The organism is Pseudomonas fragi (assembly GCF_025426255.1).
In the GTDB taxonomy this organism is placed as follows: domain Bacteria; phylum Pseudomonadota; class Gammaproteobacteria; order Pseudomonadales; family Pseudomonadaceae; genus Aquipseudomonas; species Aquipseudomonas kulmbachensis.
In genome coordinates, this window is sequence record NZ_CP104861.1 from 3,723,792 (window position 1) to 3,742,734 (window position 18,943).

15 protein-coding genes are annotated in these 18,943 nt (G+C 55.9%); 10 read left to right on the plus strand and 5 right to left on the minus strand.

All coding sequences use genetic code 11. The annotated features are described in order from the left end of the window. Positions 1 to 48: 48 nt before the first annotated feature. Positions 49 to 807: a methyltransferase domain-containing protein gene (locus N7D90_RS17275; RefSeq protein WP_261739150.1), complete on the minus strand. Its 759-nt coding sequence runs from the start codon at positions 805 to 807 to the stop codon at positions 49 to 51. Between the two features lie 73 nt (positions 808 to 880). Here N7D90_RS17275 and gloB point away from each other — a divergent pair, with 73 nt between their 5' ends. From gloB to fabI, 8 genes are all read left to right on the plus strand, one after another. After that, positions 881 to 1,660 (plus strand): hydroxyacylglutathione hydrolase, encoded by a 780-nt coding sequence (gloB, locus tag N7D90_RS17280; RefSeq protein WP_261739151.1) that lies wholly within the window; start codon positions 881 to 883, stop codon positions 1,658 to 1,660. Positions 1,661 to 1,759: 99 nt separating this feature from the next. Beyond that, positions 1,760 to 3,160, plus strand: coding sequence for a lytic transglycosylase domain-containing protein (locus tag N7D90_RS17285; RefSeq protein ID WP_261739152.1), 1,401 nt, complete (start codon positions 1,760 to 1,762; stop codon positions 3,158 to 3,160). A gap of 156 nt (positions 3,161 to 3,316) precedes the next feature. Further along, a complete protein-coding gene (locus tag N7D90_RS17290; RefSeq protein ID WP_261739153.1) occupies positions 3,317 to 5,146 on the plus strand; it encodes an extracellular solute-binding protein in 1,830 nt (609 codons plus the stop codon). After that, positions 5,143 to 6,984 (plus strand): extracellular solute-binding protein, encoded by a 1,842-nt coding sequence (locus N7D90_RS17295; protein WP_261739154.1) that lies wholly within the window; start codon positions 5,143 to 5,145, stop codon positions 6,982 to 6,984. Before N7D90_RS17290 ends, N7D90_RS17295 begins: the two co-directional genes overlap by 4 nt. Next, positions 6,985 to 8,058, plus strand: coding sequence for a microcin C ABC transporter permease YejB (locus N7D90_RS17300; protein WP_261739155.1), 1,074 nt, complete (start codon positions 6,985 to 6,987; stop codon positions 8,056 to 8,058). It abuts the gene before it with no gap. A gap of 1 nt (position 8,059) precedes the next feature. Further along, on the plus strand, positions 8,060 to 9,079 hold the full coding sequence (locus N7D90_RS17305; protein WP_261739156.1) for an ABC transporter permease: 1,020 nt from the start codon (positions 8,060 to 8,062) through the stop codon (positions 9,077 to 9,079). 1 nt (position 9,080) lies between these two features. Further along, entirely contained in the window at positions 9,081 to 10,691 is a 1,611-nt protein-coding gene (locus tag N7D90_RS17310) for an ABC transporter ATP-binding protein (protein ID WP_261739157.1), read from the plus strand. Positions 10,692 to 10,710: 19 nt separating this feature from the next. Further along, a complete protein-coding gene (fabI, locus tag N7D90_RS17315) occupies positions 10,711 to 11,505 on the plus strand; it encodes an enoyl-ACP reductase FabI (protein ID WP_016782317.1) in 795 nt (264 codons plus the stop codon). Positions 11,506 to 11,581: 76 nt separating this feature from the next. Here fabI and N7D90_RS17320 read toward each other — a convergent pair whose 3' ends face one another. Then, positions 11,582 to 12,280: an ArsR/SmtB family transcription factor gene (locus N7D90_RS17320; RefSeq protein WP_261739158.1), complete on the minus strand. Its 699-nt coding sequence runs from the start codon at positions 12,278 to 12,280 to the stop codon at positions 11,582 to 11,584. 74 nt (positions 12,281 to 12,354) lie between these two features. On the opposite strand from N7D90_RS17320, the gene N7D90_RS17325 reads away from it, so the two are divergent. Together N7D90_RS17325 and N7D90_RS17330 are read left to right on the plus strand one after the other, a co-directional pair. Beyond that, entirely contained in the window at positions 12,355 to 13,515 is a 1,161-nt protein-coding gene (locus tag N7D90_RS17325) for a cytochrome P450 (RefSeq protein WP_261739159.1), read from the plus strand. Continuing rightward, the gene (locus N7D90_RS17330) at positions 13,512 to 13,862 is read left to right on the plus strand and encodes an antibiotic biosynthesis monooxygenase family protein (protein ID WP_261739160.1); all 351 of its coding nucleotides are present in this window, start codon (positions 13,512 to 13,514) and stop codon (positions 13,860 to 13,862) included. The genes N7D90_RS17325 and N7D90_RS17330 overlap by 4 nt, the downstream gene beginning before the upstream one ends. Positions 13,863 to 13,924: 62 nt before the next feature. Here N7D90_RS17330 and N7D90_RS17335 read toward each other — a convergent pair whose 3' ends face one another. From N7D90_RS17335 to lon, 3 genes are all read right to left on the minus strand, one after another. Further along, the gene (locus tag N7D90_RS17335) at positions 13,925 to 15,796 is read right to left on the minus strand and encodes a SurA N-terminal domain-containing protein (RefSeq protein ID WP_261739161.1); all 1,872 of its coding nucleotides are present in this window, start codon (positions 15,794 to 15,796) and stop codon (positions 13,925 to 13,927) included. Between the two features lie 229 nt (positions 15,797 to 16,025). Then, complete coding sequence (locus tag N7D90_RS17340) at positions 16,026 to 16,298, minus strand: HU family DNA-binding protein (RefSeq protein ID WP_016782315.1); 273 nt, start codon at positions 16,296 to 16,298, stop codon at positions 16,026 to 16,028. A 148-nt stretch (positions 16,299 to 16,446) separates the two neighbouring features. Beyond that, a complete protein-coding gene (lon, locus tag N7D90_RS17345; protein ID WP_261739162.1) occupies positions 16,447 to 18,843 on the minus strand; it encodes an endopeptidase La in 2,397 nt (798 codons plus the stop codon). Between the last annotated feature and the right edge of the window lie 100 nt (positions 18,844 to 18,943).

Here is an 18,943-nt window from a genome sequence, read left to right on the forward strand (position 1 = left end):
TTGGCAATGGGCAGTGCCTGGGCCGGGTTAACCCGACCCACTATAAATTCAGGGTTCAGTATGGCGCCGGTTGACCTTGGCCATTTGCAGAGGAATCAACTTGCCCATCGGCTCTCGGCGTAGCGGGTTGACGGGACGCAAGCCCACTACCATTTTGCGCGCGACCAATACATAGAAGCCGCCACCGGCCAATTGCCAGCTACCGGCCTTGCGCTCCCAGCCGGACAAACGGCTTTGCCACGCCTTGGATGCAAGCGGCGGACGATAGCACCCGAAGCGGCGTTTCTCCAGCGCAAAGCCCAGCAGGTTCAACCAGTCGGCGACGCGTGAAGGTGAAATGCAACGTGCTTTGCGCAAGGCATCCTTGGCGAACACATGGCGCAACCCCCAACTGCTCCAAGGGTTGATCCCGACAATCAACAAGTGCCCGCCGGGACGCACACTGCTGGCCGCCTCGCGCAACAAACCATGGGGTGACAGGCAAAAATCCAGGCCATGCTGCAACACCACAACATCCGCTGCATGCTCACACAGCGGCCAGGCCTGCTCTTCACAAATGATTTCAACACCTGGCAGAGGTGCACCAAGACGCACATTGCGCCGCACCTGCGCAGCCTGTGGCGGGGGTTCGGCGCCAGGACCGTAATGCACCAGGTAGCCGCCGAAAAAGCGTCCCAACTCGTCCTCAAGAACCCGCTGCTCATCTTCGAGCAACAATTGTCCATGAGGACCAGACAGCCATTCACGTGCCGAACTGATCAGCGCCAGCCACTCAGGATCTGCCTGAGCCAATGCTTTATTGGTCATTGCTCCTCCAACTCGCCATCTACCTATCACAAGCCCTAAGATGCGCCATTGTTTCGCACTTGGGAATTGCACCATGTTACAGATCGACGCCCTGCCCGCCTTCAGCGACAACTACATCTGGTTGCTACAGGACACCACTCACAAGCGCTGCGCCGTGGTCGATCCGGGTGACGCCGCACCTGTGCTGGCCTGGCTGGACCTGCATCCGGACTGGGTGCTGAGTGACATCCTGATCACTCACCACCACTTCGATCATGTCGGCGGTGTTACGCAACTGCATGAGCACACTAACGCGAAGGTCTGGGGACCGGCACTTGAGACCATTCCAGCCCGACAAGTGGCACTCCGTGACGCCGACCGCATCGAGGTGCTGGGCCTGGAATTCCAGGTGATTCTAGTGCCGGGCCATACGCTGGGGCACATTGCCTACTACCACGATGCGGCGTCGACACCCCTGCTGTTCTGTGGCGACACCTTGTTTGCCGCCGGTTGTGGCCGACTGTTCGAGGGCACCCCCGAGCAGATGCACCACTCGCTGAGTCGACTGGCCGCGCTGCCCGACAACACGAGCGTGTATTGCACCCACGAATACACCTTGAGCAATTTGCGCTTTGCCCAGGCAGTAGAGCCCAATAACCCGGACGTTACAGCGCGAGTGGCGCAAGTCACGCAATGGCGCGCCGAAGGACGCATCAGCTTGCCATCATCTATAGCTCTCGAATTACGCACAAATCCCTTTCTGCGGGTCAATGAAACATCTGTTAAAGAAAAAGCTGACGAGTGGAATTCACTCGACAATGACTCGCCCAGTGCTGTCTTTGCCAGCTTGCGCAGTTGGAAAGACACGTTCTAAACAAGGTCGCGGTTGGCACAAAAGTTCTGAACAGTTGACCGCGCCCCCCCTGCTTCCTAGAATCCCCCGACATTTTTTCCTGAAATCATCCTCCAGCCAATGTCGTCATTTAAAGGTCACTCCATCAATTCAGACGCATTGACGCGCTTGGTTAAAGCCATCGCGGTGGCTGTGTCCGCCACTCTCGCGGGCTGCCAATCCATGGATCATTCGGCGCAAACCACCGAACGCGCCAGCCTGAAAATCACCAAACGCATTCCCCAGGAGCCGCTCTGGCTCAGTGAAAAGCCTAGCCCCGTTGCCCCGCAGGATGTGTGGGAACGGATGCGCCAGGGCTTCAAACTGCAAGACGGCCAGAACGTTAACCCCCGAATCGAACAACAGCGCTTGTGGTTTGCCAGCAACCCGTCGTTTCTCGAAAATGCCGGCGAGCGCGGCAGCCTGTATATCCACTACATCGTGGAGCGCCTCGAAGAACGCAACATGCCCCTTGAACTGGCCCTGCTGCCAGCCATCGAAAGCGCCTATAACCCAATGGCGTACTCCCACGCCAATGCGGTAGGGCTGTGGCAGTTTATTCCTTCGACGGGCCGCTACTTCAATTTACGTCAAACTCGCGCCTATGACGGCCGTCGCGACATTACCGCCTCGACGATTGCGGCCCTGAACTACCTGAACCGTCTGCACGACATGTTCAACGGCGACTGGCTGTTGGCCCTGGCGGCCTACAACGCTGGCGAAGGAACCGTAAGCCGGGCCATCGAACGCAACGAAAAACTCGGTTTGCCGACTGACTACTGGAACCTGCCACTGCCGCAGGAAACCAAGGACTACGTCCCGAAACTGCTGGCCCTGTCCCAGGTGGTTCTGGCCCCTGAGGCTTACGGCATCAACCTGAACCCGATCGCCAACGAACCCTACTTCGAAATGGTCGAGATCAAGCAGTCCATGGACTTGTCCCGCGTGGCAGCCCTGGCCGAGATCGACGAAGACGAGATGTTTCAGCTAAACCCGGCCTACAAGCAGCGCGCCACCACTGATGGCCCGCAACACTTGTTGGTGCCTACTTCCAAAGCTCAACTGCTGACCGCCAGCTTGTCCAACCTCAAGCCTGAAGAGCTGGTAAGCCTGCGCCCTAAAAAGCCGGTTTTTGACACGATTGCAAGCACTCAACCAGCTCGACTGAATCGCAAGTACCAGGTTAAAAGTGGCGACAACCTGACGCTGATTGCCAAGGCCAACAAGGTCGACGTCAAAGACCTGCAACACTGGAACAAACTCAGCGGCAACAACCTCAAGGCAGGGCAGGTCCTGGTCATGCAGGACACCCGCAAACCTACAGGTAGAAAGGCCACGCAATACAGGGTCAAAAAAGGTGATTCACTGTATATCGTTGCCAAGCGTTTCAACGTTGAAATGCAACATCTCAAGCGCTGGAATCCAAACAGCGCAAAAGCCCTAAAACCCGGGCAAATGCTGACAGTCTCAAAACCGCGTTAAGCGGAAGGGGATTATCCTTGCGGGCAAGTTGAGTCCTACACAAAAGTAGGACTCAACTTGCCCGCAGTGCTTTCCAGCGTGGCCTTTTTCCTACAGATACAAGCTGTTACTGTACGGAAACCCTAAGCCCAATGCCTGGATCGGATCTCTGACTTGATGCGTCCCCTCCTTACGCTATTTATCAGCCTGGCCTTGAGCTTCCCTGCAAGCGCAACCCTGAGCGAAAGCCACGGTTATGCGCAGTTCGGCACCCTCAAATACCCGGCCACATTTACCCATTTCGATTGGGTAAACCCTGACGCGCCCAAAGGCGGGACCTTGAAGGTCATGGCGTTCGGCACCTTTGACACCCTTAACCCCTATACCTTCAAAGGCACCAGTCCGGTATCGACGCCTAATTTCTTGCAATACGGGGTCAATGAACTCAACGAAACCCTGATGGCCGGCACTGGCCAGTACGCGCCCTCCGGCGACGAGCCAACCTCCAGCTATGGCTTGATCGCGCAGTCGGTGGAGTACAACGAAGAACGCAGTTGGGTCGTCTTTAACCTACGGCCAGAAGCCCGCTTTCACGATGGCGCTCCGATCACTGCCTACGACGTGGCGTTCTCTTACAACCTGTTGCTCAAAGAAGGCCACCCGCAGTACCGGACCAATCTTCAGGAAGTACTGCGGGTCGATATTCTGGGCCCCAAACGTATTCGCTTTGTGTTCAAACGTGCGGGCAACCCGTTACTGATTTTGCGCTTGGGCGAATTGCCAGTCTTGCCTCAGCACTACTGGGCTAAACGCGACTTCAAAGCCACTACCTTCGAACCACCGCTGGGCAGCGGGCCTTATCGCATCACCAAGGTCACTCCCGGCCGCCAATTGGTCTTTGAACACGTGAAAAACTGGTGGGGCGCCAATCTCCCGGTCAATCGCGGCAAATACAATTTCGACCGGGTTGAAGTGGAGTTCTATCGCGACAGCGATGTCGCGTTTGAGGCATTCAAAGCCCGTGAATTCGACATCTATATCGAACATCAGGCCAAGAACTGGGCCAATGGCTATAACTTCCCAGCCGTACGCCGCGGTGATGTGATCAAGGCCGAAATTACCCACCAGATCCCGACGCAAACCCAGGGGCTGTTTATGAACAGCCGCCGCGCCAGTTTTGAGCAAAGCAAAGTCCGTGAGGCCCTGGGTTTGATGTTCGATTTTGAATGGACCAACCGCACACTGTTCAACGGCGCCTACAAGCGCGCCTTGAGCTATTACCCCAACAGTGAGTTTTCGGCCAGTGGCATTCCCCAAGGGCATGAATGGCTAATGCTTTCGCCCTGGCGCAGCCAACTGCCACCTGAACTGTTCAGCCAAGCCTTTGCCCTGCCTCAAACCAATGGTCGCGGCATTCCCCGTGAAACCCTGCGCCAAGCGCTGGGTTTGCTGGCAGAAAGCGGCTGGAAACTCTCCGGCCAGCGCCTGCTCGATAGCGAAGGCAAGCCGCTGCGTTTCGAAATACTGCTGGTTAATCCCAACCTTGAGCGCATTCTGCAACCCTATGTGGAAAACCTGGCCAGCATCGGCATCGACGCCCGCCTGCGCACTGTCGACCGTGCTCAATACAAACAGAGACTGGATCAGTTCGACTTCGACATGATCCTGATGACCCTCGACCAGACCCTGAGCCCCGGCCTTGAGCAGTGGCAGTACTTCCACTCGAGCCAGGCCAACATCAAGGGCAGCAAAAACTATGCGGGCGTGGCCAACCCCATTGTTGATCAGTTGCTCGAGCGCTTGCTGGCCGCCCAGACCCGTGACGAACAATTGTCAGCGGGGCGAGCCCTGGACCGCGTGTTGCTGTGGCAGCACTACATCATTCCCAACTGGTATCTGAACTATCACCGCCTGGCGTACCGCAACCGGTTCGCCTTTGTGACTACGCCGCCCTACAACTTGGGCCTTAGCGCGTGGTGGCTTAAGCCTACGGAGAAAACCCAATGATGCCCTTGCGTACGTTGCTCAAGCCCGTCGCCGGCTTGCTGTTGGCAGGTTTGGCCTGCGCGGCGCTGGCCGCCCCGCAACATGCCTTGACCCTCTACGACGAGCCGCCCAAATACCCGGCCAACTTCAAGCATGTGGAATACGTCAACCCGGACGCGCCCAAGGGCGGAACGTTTCGTAAATCCGCGCTGGGCAGTTTTGACAGCCTCAACCCCTTTATCAATAAAGGGGTTCCGGCCGATGATATTGAGCTGACCTTCGATACCCTGGCCCGGCAGACCCTCGATGAGCCCTTCACCTCCTACGGCCTGATCGCCGAGAAAATCGAAAAAGCCCCTGACAACAGCTGGGTACGGTTTTATCTGCGCCCGGAAGCAAAGTTCAGCGATGGTCATCCGATCCGTGCCGAAGACGTGGTATTCAGCTTCGATACCCTGATGAAAAACGGTTCACCGCTGTACAAGGGCTACTACAGCGATGTCGACCAGGCCATCGCGGAAAACCCGCTACAGGTGAAGTTCACTTTCAAGCACAACAAAAATCGCGAGCTGCCGCTAATTCTTGGCCAGCTCCCGGTCCTGCCCAAGCACTGGTGGGAAACCCGGGATTTCGGCAAGGGTAACCTTGAAGTTCCGCCAGGCAGCGGCCCCTACACCATCACCGAGATCAAGCCCGGGCGTTCGATTCGTTACGAGCGCAACAAGAACTATTGGGGCAAGGACCTGCCAATCAACAAGGGTCTGTACAACTTTGATGCGATTACCTTCGATTACTTTCGCGACAACAGCGTGGCCTTTGAAGCACTCAAGGCCGGGCAATTTGACTACTGGCTGGAGATCAGCGCCAAGAACTGGGCCGGCGCCTACAACGCCCCCGCGTTCACTCAGGGCCGCTTGAAAAAAGAAGAAATCCGCAACCACAACCCTACGGGCATGCAGGGCTTTATCTTCAACCTGCGCAAACCCATGTTCCAGGATGTTCGTGTGCGCGAGGCGCTGAGCCTGCTGTTTGACTTTGAATGGGCCAACAAGCAGTTGTTCAGCGGTGCCTATGCACGCACCGGCAGTTACTTCGAAAACTCGGAAATGGCCGCCAAGGCACCACCAAGCGAAGCAGAACTGGCCATTTTGGAGCCATTGCGCGGCCAGATTCCCGATCAGGTGTTCACCCAGGTCTTCAAACCGAATGCCACCGACGCCAGCGGCATGATTCGCGAACAACAACGCCGCGCCTATCAATTGCTGCAGGAAGCAGGCTGGCGCATTGTCGACGACAAGATGGTCGATGCGCAGGGCAAGCCGGTCATTATCGAGTTTCTGCTGGCACAAACCGAATTTGAGCGAATCCTGCTGCCATTCAAGCGCAACCTCAGCGACTTGGGCATCGACTTGCAGATTCGTCGGGTCGATACGTCTCAGTACTTGAACCGTCTGCGTTCGCGTGACTACGACATGATTGTCGGCAGCTTCCCGCAGTCCAGTTCACCGGGCAGCGAGCAGCGAGAATACTGGGAGTCGCAAAGTATCGATAAACCCGGCAGCCGCAATTTTATAGGGCTCAAGGACCCGGCCATCGACCAACTGACTGAAGGCCTGATCAACGCCGAGTCCCGGCAAAGCCTGATCAACTACGCCCGTGCGCTGGATCGAGTGCTGCAGTGGGGGTTCTACGTGATCCCCAACTGGCATATCAAAACCTGGCGTGTGGCGTATTCAAGCCATATCGGCCATCCCGAAGTGACCCCGAAGTACGATATTGGCACCACGACATGGTGGGCAAAACCTGACGCCAAACCTGCTACTCCCACTAAACCTGCAAGCGCGGGCCTGGAGCCTTAAATGCTGGCTTATATATTCAGGCGACTGCTGCTGATTATTCCGACGTTATTCGGGATCCTGCTGATTAACTTCATCATCATCCAGGCCGCCCCCGGTGGCCCGGTTGAACAGATGATCGCCAAGCTCGAAGGCTTTGATGGCGCCACCAGCCGTATTGCGGGAGGCGGCTCCGAGGTATCGGTGGCCGGTTCCAATTATCGCGGCGCACAGGGCCTCGACCCGGAACTGATCAAGGAAATCGAAAAGATGTACGGCTTCGACAAGTCGGCGCCGGAACGCTTGTGGATCATGATCAAGAACTACGCGCAGCTGGACTTCGGCGAAAGCTTCTTCCGCGATGCCAAGGTCATCGACCTGATCAAGGAGAAAATGCCGGTGTCCATCTCGCTGGGGTTGTGGAGCACCCTGATCATGTACCTGGTGTCGATCCCGCTGGGGATCGCCAAGGCGACACGACACGGCAGCCACTTCGACGTCTGGACCAGCTCATTGATCATCGTCGGCTATGCAATCCCGGCCTTTCTGTTTGCCATCCTGCTGATCGTGCTGTTTGCCGGAGGCAGCTATTTTGACTGGTTTCCCTTACGCGGCCTGACCTCCAACAACTTCGACGAGCTGAGTGTAGGCGGCAAGATCCTCGATTATTTCTGGCACCTGGCGTTACCGGTCACCGCGTTGGTGATCGGCAACTTCGCCACCATGACCTTGCTGACCAAAAACAGCTTTTTGGATGAGATCAACAAGCAGTATGTGGTCACGGCCAAAGCCAAGGGGCTGACTAACCACCGAGTGCTCTACGGCCATGTTTTCCGCAATGCCATGCTGCTGGTGATCGCGGGGTTCCCGTCGGCATTTATCGGAATTTTCTTTACCGGCGCCTTGCTGGTGGAAGTAATTTTCTCTCTGGATGGCCTGGGCTTGATGAGTTTCGAAGCTGCCATTAATCGCGACTACCCCGTGGTATTCGGCACCCTGTTTATCTTCACTCTGGTCGGGCTGGTGGTGAAGCTGATCGGCGACCTCTCATACACCCTGGTCGATCCGCGAATCGACTTTGAAAGCAGGGAGCATTGAGATGAAACTATCGCCTCTGAATCGACGCCGCTTTGCGCGTTTCAAAGCCAACAAGCGTGGCTGGTGGTCACTGTGGATTTTTCTGGTGCTGTTCGGCCTCAGCCTGAACGCCGAATTTATTGCCAACGACAAACCCTTGGCGATCGATTACGACGGCCAGTGGTATTTCCCAGCACTCAAGCGTTACCCGGAAACAGTCTTTGGCGGCGAGTTCCCCCTCGAAGCCAACTACAAAAGCCCGTATATCCGTGAACTGCTGGCCAAGAAGGACGCCTGGGTACTGTGGCCGCCTATCCCTTACAGCTATCAGAGTATTAACTACGACCTGAAAGTCCCCGCTCCTGCTCCACCCTCCGCCGAAAACTGGTTAGGCACCGATGACCAAGGCCGCGATGTGCTGGCGCGGGTCATTTATGGTTTTCGGATTTCCGTGCTGTTCGCTCTGACCCTGACTGTTTTAAGTTCGATTATTGGCGTGATAGCCGGAGCGCTTCAGGGCTTTTATGGCGGCTGGGTCGACCTAGCCGGTCAGCGCTTTCTGGAAATCTGGTCAGGTTTGCCCGTGCTGTACCTGCTGATCATTCTTGCCAGCTTCGTGCAGCCCAACTTCTGGTGGCTGCTGGGGATCATGTTGCTGTTCTCATGGATGAGCCTGGTGGACGTAGTACGCGCCGAATTCCTGCGTGGGAGAAATCTGGAATATGTACGCGCAGCCCGAGCCCTCGGCATGCAGGACATGGCCATCATGTACCGCCATATTTTGCCCAATGCGATGGTCTCCACCATGACCTTCATGCCGTTCATCCTGACTGGCGCCATCGGCACCCTCACTGCGCTGGACTTTTTGGGCTTCGGCCTGCCACCAGGCGCGCCGTCACTGGGTGAGCTGGTCGCTCAGGGCAAGTCCAACCTGCAAGCTCCCTGGCTGGGCATCAGTGCCTTTGCAGTGCTGGCCATCATGCTCAGCCTGCTGGTGTTTATCGGTGAGTCCGCTCGCGATGCCTTCGACCCGAGGAAATGAGATGACGCAGGACAATCTGATCGAAGTACGCGATCTCTCCGTCGAGTTCATCTCCGGTGAAAAATCACAACGTGCAGTGCAAGGCATCAGTTTTGATATCAAACGTGGGGAGACCCTGGCCCTGGTCGGCGAAAGCGGCTCGGGCAAATCGGTCACCGCACATTCGATCCTCCGGCTGCTGCCCTACCCTCTCGCACATCACCCTAGCGGCAGCATTACCTATTGCGGGCAGGACTTGCTGAGCCTGAGCGAGAAAAAACTGCGGCATATCCGTGGCAATCGCATTGCGATGATTTTTCAGGAACCCATGACCTCGCTGAACCCGCTGCACAGCATTGAGAAACAAATCAATGAAGTGCTGGCCATTCACAAGGGGCTGATGGGCAAGGCAGCGACAGAACGTACACTGGAGCTTCTGGAGCTGGTCGGCATCCCCGAGCCTCACAAACGCCTCAAGGCCCTGCCACACGAGCTTTCAGGCGGCCAGAGGCAGCGTGTAATGATCGCCATGGCCTTGGCCAACGAGCCTGAGGTACTGATTGCCGATGAACCCACGACGGCACTGGACGTTACCGTGCAGCTGAAAATTCTTGATTTGCTCAAGGATCTGCAAGCCCGTCTGGGCATGTCGTTGCTACTGATCAGTCACGATTTGAACCTGGTTCGAAGAATTGCACATCGAGTATGTGTCATGCAGCGCGGTTTAATCGTCGAACAAGCATCGTGCGAGCAGCTGTTCCGTTCGCCACAGCATCCTTACACCCGGGAACTGCTCAGTGCAGAACCCAGCGGAGGCCCGGCCAACACTGTTGCCGGCCCGCCATTGCTGGAAGTCGAGGACCTGAAAGTCTGGTTCCCGATCAAAAAAGGGCTGTTGCGCAAGACCGTTGATTACGTGAAAGCGGTCGACGGCATCAACTTCAGCCTGCCACAGGGGCAGACCCTGGGTATCGTGGGAGAAAGTGGATCGGGCAAGTCGACACTGGGCCTGGCGATTTTACGGCTGATTGCCAGCAAGGGTTTGATCAGTTTTGAAGACAAACGGCTAGACTGTTTGTCGCAGAAAGAAGTCAGGCCGCTGCGACGGGAAATGCAGGTGGTCTTCCAGGACCCGTTTGGCAGCCTCAGCCCGCGCATGAGCGTCAGCGAGATTGTCGGTGAAGGTTTGCGAATTCATCGCATGGGCACAGCTGCAGAGCAGGAAATCGCAATTATTGAAGCCTTGCGAGAAGTAGGTCTGGATCCGGAAACCCGGCACCGTTACCCTCACGAGTTTTCAGGCGGACAACGGCAAAGAATCGCCATTGCCCGGGCGCTGGTTTTAAAACCGGCATTGATTCTGCTCGACGAGCCAACGTCAGCGTTGGATCGGACAGTACAACGGCAGGTGGTTGAGTTGCTGCGGTCTCTGCAGACCAGACACAACCTGACGTATTTGTTTATCAGCCATGACCTGGCTGTCGTTAAAGCGCTTAGCCACCAGTTGATGGTGGTCAAGCATGGCCAAGTGGTCGAACAGGGTGAAGCGCAAAGCATCTTTGCCTCACCGCAACATCCATATACACAACAGCTGCTGGAAGCCGCCTTTTTGGCACCAGTGGCTGTCGATTAACCTGATAGAGGAACAACACATGGGTTTTCTCACCGGTAAGCGCGTACTGATCGTTGGTGTCGCCAGCAAATTGTCCATCGCTTCTGGCATTGCTGCCGCCATGCACCGTGAAGGCGCTGAGCTGGCTTTCACTTATCAGAACGAAAAGCTGAAAGGTCGTGTTGAAGAGTTCGCCGCAGGCTGGGGCTCGAACCCTGAGCTGTGCTTCCCTTGCGACGTGGCCAGCGATGAAGAAATCGCCAAGGTCTTCGAAGACCTGAGCAAGAAGTGGGACGGTCTGGATTGCATCGTTCACTCCGTAGGTTTCGCCCCTGGCGACCAGCTGGACGGCGACTTCACTGACGCTACCACCCGTGAAGGCTTCCGCATTGCTCACGACATCAGCGCCTACAGCTTCGTGGCCCTGGCCAAAGCCGGTCGCCCGATGATGAAAGGCCGCAATGGCAGCCTGCTGACCCTGTCCTACCTGGGCGCCGAGCGCACCATGCCTAACTACAACGTGATGGGCATGGCTAAAGCCAGCCTGGAAGCGGGTGTTCGTTACCTGGCAGGTAGCCTGGGTCCTGAAGGCACGCGCGTTAACTGCGTATCGGCAGGCCCGATCCGTACTCTGGCAGCGTCGGGCATCAAGAACTTCCGCAAAATGCTGGCGGCCAACGAAGCGCAGACCCCACTGCGTCGTAACGTCACCATCGACGAAGTCGGCAATGCCGGCGCGTTCCTGTGCTCGGACCTGGCGTCGGGCATCAGCGGCGAAATCATGTACGTAGACGGTGGCTTCAACACTACCGCCATGGGCAGCCTCGAAGAGTAAATCCTTCGCTGTAGCCGCTACTCAAAACGCCCGGCGCATTAATTGCACCGGGCGTTTTGCATTTGGGCATGAAATTTCAAAAACTGATGCCAAAACGGCTGCCCAGCTCCTTCCGCCCTTTGGGCGTCAACCCAAGCGCCCGGCTATCCAGGTCTTGAGTCACCCATTGGCGGGCAATGGACATTTGCAGGAAGGCTGCACCCAGCGTTCCCGCTAGATGAGGGCGGCGCATGCTCCAGTCCAGACACCCGCAGGCAAAGCGGCGGCGCTGCGCTCGCAGCGTCTCGATCTCGATACCAAGCCCCGTCAGCGCCTTCTCGCCATCCAGCGTGAGTTGATACATGCCATCGCCGGACGCAGCAGTGACAAGCCAGGCAGACTCGATGAAAAAATCATGCAGGCGAACCGCCAGCGTCCCCGCCATATGGTCATAGCAGGTTCTGGCAAACTGCAAACGATCAGGGGCCGTGGGTACAAACCGGGGCGTGGCGATCTTGCTGATGACCATCAGAGCTTCGATGGCCCGGGCGACGTGGTCATCAGCCAGGCTGTAGTAACGATGCCGACCCTGTACATGCAGCTTGACCAGCCCATCCTCTTTCAGCCGCGCCAGATGCGCACTGGCCGTGGATGTTCCCACCTGGGCAATCACAGCCAGCTCTGTACTGGTCCGCGCGTGGCCGTCCATCAGCGAACAGAGCATCCTGGTTCTGGCTGGCTCGGCAATAGCCGCCGCAACCTGAGAGATATCGGTGTCATGACCTGAAACATCCATATTTCGCTCCTGAGCGAATCGTAGACAGCGTGTGTACGAGAGATTAACCGTTCTTACTGAACAGGACGCTCTTGATGACACTCCTTGAGGCAGCCACGCACGCCGACCCTTACCTCTATTACTCGGGTCTCAGGCAAAACAAGGACCTTTACTTCGATCCCGCTCTGGGCCTGTGGGTTGCATGCGGGGCAACGGCGGTGGCGGCTATTTTGCAACACCCGGACTGCCGGGTACGGCCCGTACATGAACCGGTTCCGACAGCCATTGCGCAAGGCTCGGCCGGGTGGGTATTTTCCAGGCTGATGCGCACGAACGAAGGAGCGCGCCACCAGTGCCCCAGGGCCGTTATCGAGCCCACCCTGATGGAAGTGCCGCAGGAAGAGGTCGCGGCGCTCGTAGGCAGCCTTACAGGACGTGCAGAGTACTGTGCTGAAAGCCTGAACAGGCTGATGTTCAATTTGCCGGTTTCAGTACTTGCGACCTTGATGGGGTTCCAGGCCACGCAATTACAAACCGTCGCAGGGTTGACTCGTGATTTTGTCGCTTGCCTCTCGCCATTGAGCAATGCCTCTGAACTGCGTAACGCGGACATTGCCGCTACCCGGTTAAGCCACATGCTAAACGTGCTGCTCAGCGACGGGCAGCAGAGAAGCCACTTTCTCTCGGCTATTTGTCGGTCCTTCAAAGCCAGTGATTGGCAAGACCATGACGCCCTGATTGCCAATTTGATCGGCCTGCTATCGCAGACCTGCGAAGCGTGCGCAGGCTTGATCGGCAATACCTTGGTAGCGCTCCAGCAACAACCCGGACTGCTGGAAGAGATGACCCGCACCCCAGTACTGGTCAACGAACTGGTTGCAGAAGTTGCGCGCTACGACTCACCGGTACAGAACACCCGGCGCTTTGTTGCCAGACAATGCACCATCGGCGATAGCGTTTTACACGCGGGGGATACGGTTCTGCTGTTGCTCGCTTCGGCCAACAGAGACCCCGCCGCGAACCCCGAGCCCGACAGTTTTTTGCTCACGCGCGGTGAGCGGAGAAGTTTCAGTTTCAGCCAGGCAAGGCATCAATGCCCGGGCCAGCAATTAGCATTGATGATCGTTGCTGAAACCATTTCTACACTCCTGCAACAACCGGCCGCATCACTGAAGCGCCCGCTGCGCTGGTGCTACCTCCCCTCGCTCAACGGCCGAATCCCTCAATTTCGCAACCACCTGGAGCCTGAACAATGATTGCCGTGATTTTTGAAGCCTGGCCACACGAGCAGCACTACCAACGTTACCTCGATCTGGCTGGCGAGCTTAAACCGCTGCTTGCAGAGCTGGAGGGTTTTATATCCATAGAGCGCTACCAAAGCCTGAGCGAGCCGGGAAAACTGCTGTCATTGTCATTTTGGCGCGACGAAGAGTCTATTCAGAAATGGCGCATGCTGGAGCAGCACCGTATGGCCCAGTCCGAAGGACGGGCGCAAGTGTTCAACGACTATCATTTGCGCATCGCCCATGTGGTACGCGATTACAGCCTCGAACGGCGAGCCCAGGCGCCGGTTGATAGCCAGCACGCCCACCGCAATAGCTGATCAGCACCCATAAAAAATGGCCGCTCAATGAGCGGCCATTTTTAGTGAAGCAGCAAGATCGATTAGTAACGCTCGACCTTGGCTTCGTTTTCCAACTGCTTGCGGTAGGCAGAGAAATCCTGCTGACCAACACGCGAAGCGAGGAAGCGGCGATACGACGCTTTCTCTTCTTCCGTTGGCGCTACTGCATCGTTGACGCCATTCAAACGCAGTACGACAACACTGCCATCGGCCAAGGTCACGCTGCCAAATGTCGGCTTGTCCTTGGATGCTGGCTTGGGCATACGGAATACAGCTTGCAGCACGGCAGGATCAATACCTTCCTGACCACGCGCAACCGCTTCCTGGACCTTCCACGACTGACCATCAACCGGCTTGTTCAACGGCAGTTTGCCATCGCGCAGATTTTTGATGATGTCTTCAGCCCGAGTCTTGGCCGCAGCACTGGCGTGCTCTTTGACCAGTTGCGCGCGAATGCTTGAGGCAACAGCCTCCAGCGGCAACTGTTCAGGCTTGCGGTGCTCCTTGGCGCGCAACACGACTACGGTCTCAGGATCGAGTTCGATTGCAGTGCTGTTCGCACCTTCATCCATCACTTCGGTGCTGAATGCGGCTTGAATCACAGCACGGTTGGCTGCAATGCCTTCGCCACCTTCACGACCGAATGGCGCGGAAGTGTGCACAGTCAGCTTCAGCTCTTGAGCAGGTTGAACCAGATCGGACGCTTCAAACGCAGAGTCTTCCAACTGCTTGGTCGCATCGACAAAGCGACGCTCAACCTGTTGGGTTTTCAGATCATGGGTCAGCTTGTCTTTCAGGCTGGCAAAGCTCGGCACTTCAGGTGCTTCAACGCCCAGCAGCTTGATCAGGTGATAGCCAAAGCTGGTACGCACCGGCTCCGAAACCTGATCCTGCTTCAAAGCATAAACTGCAGTTTCGAACACAGGATCGTAAACACCCGGACCTGCAAAGCCCAGATCACCGCCATTGGCAGCCGAGCCTGGATCCTGCGAGAACTCTTTAGCCAGTGCCTCGAAGCTTTCACCCTTGGCCAGACGCTGCTGAATCTCGGAGATCTTCGCTTTGGCCTGCTCGTCGCTGACCTTGTCGTTGACTTCAATCAGGATGTGCGCAGCCCGGCGTTGTTCAGCCAGGTTGGCGATTTCCTTTTGGTACTGTGCTTGCAGTTCATCGTCCTTCACGGCTACTTGATCAAAGAAAGAAGATTTCTTCAATTCGATGTAGTCGATCACAACTTGATCAGGTGTCATGAACTCTTTGGCGTGCTCGTCGTAGTAAGCCTTGATTTCGTCGTCGCTCAATTTCACCGCAGCCGGGTCGGCCTTGATGTTCATGGACGCGAAATCACGGGTTTGTTTTTCGAGACGGGCAAAAGCGTTCACCTGCTCATCGGTCACGAAACCACTGCCTGCCAAACCGGCACGCAGCTGACCAATCAGCATTTCCTGGCCCAGCATGTCGCGGAACTGCAGGCGGCCGTAACCCAGCTGACGAATCACCTGATCAAAGCGCTCAGAACTGAATTTGCCGTCTTCCTGAAATTCAGGGGTCTGCAGAATGACTTGATCCAGAGCAGCTTCAGAGAACGAAAACTTCGCGTCTTTAGCGCCTTGCAGCAACAGCTTGCGATCGATCAACCCTTTGAGGGCCGCTTCACGCAGCATTTTCTCATCCAGCAACGAAGAGTCGAAATCCTTGCCCAACTGCTGCAGCAACTGACGACGTTGCATGTCGACAGCCTGAGTCAGCTCGACTTGAGTGATTTCTTCACCGTTAACCTTGGCGGCATCCTGGCTGGTAGAGGTGGCTTGAAAAATGGCATCGAAACCGGTCAACGCCATTAACGCGACGATGACTCCGATGATGGTCTTGGCAATCCAGCCTTGTGAATTGTCCCTGATATTTTGCAGCATGCTTCCCCCAGAAACGGTCTTGCATAATGAGCAACCGTGGAGCGTGGGTAGAGTCCGGATAGAAGAAAGGCGCATCCGAGGATGCGCCTTCTCGTAACTGGCGGAGCGGACCGGGCTCGAACCCGCGACCCCCGGCGTGACACGACGATGTTGCCACCGACTGCACTACCGCTCCGCTGCCAAGCCTGGCGTGCGCCTGACCCGGTTGGGTAAAAAGTGTTACAGAAACTTAGTTAACCGCTTCTTTCAGTGCTTTACCGGCTTTGAAGCCTGGTTTTTTAGCAGCAGGAATTTCCAGCGTTTTACCGGTCTGTGGGTTACGACCAATGCGAGCTGGACGATCGGTTACAGAAAAAGTACCAAAACCAACCAGTACCACAGAGTCGCCAGCCTTAAGAGCGCCAGTGACGGATTCGATTACTGCGTCCAGCGCACGGCCAGCTGCAGCTTTCGGGATATCAGCAGATGCAGCGATAGCATCAATCAGTTCCGACTTGTTCACTCTAAGTCCCCTTATATCTATCTGAGTATGTTTCTAAAGTTTTTTGGTAAAAGCAAAACGACTGCTGAAGCACTTACGGACACTTATAGAGCCGCTTTATAACAAGGGCTCTAAAAAGCGTCAAGAAAGCCCATCAGGCGAATCCGTATTAATGCGTGCTAATTCTTTCCTTAGAGTCAGACTCTCGCTTGTCGTCCTTGGCAACAATCTCGGGAGCCACATCCGGCAAGGGCTCCGGCGCGTATTGCAGCGCAATTTGCAGGACCTCGTCAATCCATTTAACCGGTTTAATCTGAAGATCCTGTTTGATGTTGTCAGGAATTTCCTTCAGATCACGAACGTTTTCTTCCGGAATAATTACAGTCTTGATCCCACCACGGTGAGCTGCAAGTAATTTTTCCTTCAAACCGCCAATGGCCAATACTTGACCACGAAGGGTTATTTCACCGGTCATGGCAACATCGGCACGTACCGGTATCAGGGTCAACGCAGAGACCAGAGCGGTACACATGCCCACACCCGCACTTGGGCCATCTTTAGGCGTAGCGCCCTCTGGCATGTGGATGTGAATGTCACGTTTCTCGTGGAAATCCAATGGGATGCCGAGGCTCTTGGCGCGGCTGCGAACAACTGTCAGCGCAGCCGTGATGGACTCAACCATCACATCGCCCAGCGAACCGGTCTTGATCAACTGGCCCTTGCCGGGAACAACTGCCGCTTCAATGGTCAACAATTCGCCACCGACCTGAGTCCAGGCCAACCCGGTCACTTGACCAATTTGATCCTGAACTTCAGCCAAACCATAGCTGAATTTTCTTACACCCAGGAAGTGCTCAAGAAGCTCTGGCGTGACGGTCACCGCGAAGCGTTTTTCCATCGCATGCTCTTTGACTGCCTTGCGGCAGATCTTCGCAATCTGACGCTCCAGGCCCCGCACACCGGCTTCGCGGGTGTAGTAACGAATAATGTCGCGGATAGCTTCGTTATCAAACGCCAGCTCGCCCTTTTTCAAGCCGTTGGCTTCAATCTGTTTCGGGGCCAGGTATTTGACAGCAATGTTGATTTTTTCGTCTTCGGTGTAGCCCGGCAAACGAATGACTTCCATCCGGTCCAGCAAAGCTGGCGGGATATTCATCGAGTTGGACGTACACAGGAACATCACATCCGACAGGTCGTAATCGACCTCGAGGTAATGGTCGTTAAAATTGTGGTTTTGCTCAGGGTCAAGCACTTCAAGCAACGCCGAAGCGGGATCGCCGCGCATATCACTGCCCATTTTGTCGATTTCATCGAGCAGGAACAGCGGGTTGCGAACCCCAACCTTTGTCATCTTTTGAATCAATCTTCCTGGCATCGAACCGATATAAGTACGGCGATGACCACGAATTTCCGCCTCATCACGCACGCCACCCAAAGCCATGCGCACGAATTTACGGTTTGTCGCGTGAGCAATGGACTCGGCAAGCGAGGTTTTGCCTACGCCAGGAGGACCGACCAGACATAGAACCGGGCCACGAATTTTCTTCACGCGCTTTTGCACCGCGAGGTATTCGAGAATCCGCTCTTTAACTTCGTCCAGACCGTAGTGGTCTGCGTCCAGAATGTCTTCTGCGCGCTTCAGGTCCAGACGCACCTTGCTCTGAGCCTTCCACGGCACCTGCACCAGCCAGTCAATGTAGGAGCGCACCACGGTGGCTTCTGCTGACATTGGCGACATTTGCTTGAGCTTGTTCAGCTCGGCCAAAGCCTTGGTCATTGCGTCTTTAGGCAAGCCCGCAGCGTCAATGCGCTTTTTCAGCTCTTCGATTTCATTGTGACCTTCGTCACCATCACCCAGCTCTTTCTGAATGGCTTTCATTTGCTCATTCAGGTAGTACTCGCGCTGGCTGCGCTCCATCTGCTTTTTGACACGACCACGGATACGCTTTTCAACTTGCAGCAGATCAATCTCGGCATCCAGCAGCGCCAGGACGTGCTCAACCCGAGCTTGCAAGTCGATGATTTCAAGAATTTCCTGCTTCTGTTCGATCTTGAGCGCCATATGGGCAGCCATCGTATCGACCAGACGGCTTGGTTCATCAATGCTGTTAAGCGATGAAAGAACTTCGGCCGGGACCTTTTTGCCTAGCTGCACATATTGTTCGAACTGCGAAAGCAGACTGCGAACAAAGACCTCGGACTCGCGATCCGGGGCAGCCACTTCGTCAATCAAGGATACTTCAGCACTCAGATAGCCATCAGCCTGGCCAAAATGCTCAACAGCGCCACGCTGCTCGCCTTCGACCAGCACTTTAACTGTGCCATCCGGGAGCTTGAGCAGTTGCAGGACGGTTGCAATTGTACCTACGCGATAGAGCGCATCTTCGCCCGGATCATCGTCGGCCGGGTTCTTTTGAGCCAGCAGCAAAATCTGCTTGTCGCCCGTCATCGCAGCCTCAAGGGCCTCGATTGATTTCTCGCGTCCCACGAACAGTGGGATCACCATGTGCGGATAAACCACAACATCGCGCAATGGCAGGAGAGGCAATTCGATGGTTGTCTTCATGATTTCGCCTCTACGGCGGCCATAAGGCCGTAATCAGATGGATGTAAGCTTGAAGCCAAGATGGGGGCAGTCTCGATAAAAAACAAGCGTTGTACCGCAG